Below are 977 nucleotides of genomic sequence, written 5' to 3' on the forward strand. Positions count from 1 at the left end.
CCGTGACGAACAGCGTCAGCCCAGTTCGCTCCGTCAGCGAGAGGGCTTCGCGAACCATCTGAAAAACAAGTTCCGTGGGGAATACGATGAGTAACGATACTCCGACAGAAACGATGGAAGTAGAGGGGACGTACCGACTGAAGAATCTCACAGGACGTGAGGCACAGATGGCTGCGGCGTTCGTTCACGGTCTTCGTGTCGGTGAACAGCGAGCGAGCGTCCCACGTTCAATGGTTCACCCGACTAAGGAAGATGGCGGTGGATCTGAGGACAGACCCGAAGGATTTGAAATGGAGGATCTAACGGAATGACTAACAACCCAACACCATCGACAGTCTCGGAGAGACAGTCGTCGGAGACGACTGCTTCGCAGTCGTCACGCAAACCGAGATACGAACTGACGGACGAGCAGCGTCGGGCAGCAGAAGGAATCATCGAACGAGACAATCCCGCAGCACCCCTTGCGAGGATGTTGATCTACCTTGATGATAACGCGTCTTCGAACGAATCGCCTCCAAGTTCCTCTAACGCCCTCGCCAGTTGACCGATAACTTCGGGATCGTCTAACACGTCCATCAGTTCTTGTACCTCTTTCTGCGCGCGTTCATCTGTGGCGTGAAGTGCTCCCTCGGCAATTTGAGACTCCGCCTCGTCACGAGCGGTGTCTGCCTTCGGGCTAAAGACCATCCGACACGATGGGCAGACATCGTAGTGCGGTTCTAACGGTTCATCACATTGCGGACACGTCGCAGGCGTCAGCGACTCCTCGCGTTCATCACGGATCCCCACGTCCAGTTCCGCGTTCTCGATGTAGTCTTCGTCCACGAGGTGCTGGTAGGTGCGTTCCAGCTCCCGAGAGCCAGCCTGATGGCCGATAAGATGACGGACCGTGTCCATGCTCATCCCGTGTTTTGAGATTGCCATCGTCACGAAGTAGTGACGAAACTGGTGGGGGTTGGAGGGCTTTTCCACCCCTG

1 protein-coding gene and 1 pseudogene are annotated in these 977 nt (G+C 56.0%); one reads left to right on the top strand and one right to left on the bottom strand.

The window, feature by feature from the left end:
• Nucleotides 1-86: 86 nt before the first annotated feature.
• The gene (locus EXE42_RS15915) at nucleotides 87-311 is read left to right on the top strand and encodes a hypothetical protein (protein WP_137706949.1); all 225 of its coding nucleotides are present in this window, start codon (nucleotides 87-89) and stop codon (nucleotides 309-311) included.
• Nucleotides 312-477: 166 nt separating this feature from the next.
• Here EXE42_RS15915 and EXE42_RS15920 read toward each other — a convergent pair.
• Nucleotides 478-977, bottom strand: a pseudogene (locus EXE42_RS15920) (integrase); the annotation flags it as partial.

This window comes from Halorubrum sp. SP3 (assembly GCF_005435195.1).
Taxonomy (GTDB): domain Archaea; phylum Halobacteriota; class Halobacteria; order Halobacteriales; family Haloferacaceae; genus Halorubrum; species Halorubrum sodomense.

Bases quoted from the DNA above. Each gene is read 5' to 3' on its own strand.
- EXE42_RS15915 (WP_137706949.1), top strand. From the start codon at position 87: ATGAGTAACGATACTCCGACAGAAACGATGGAAGTAGAGGGGACGTAC.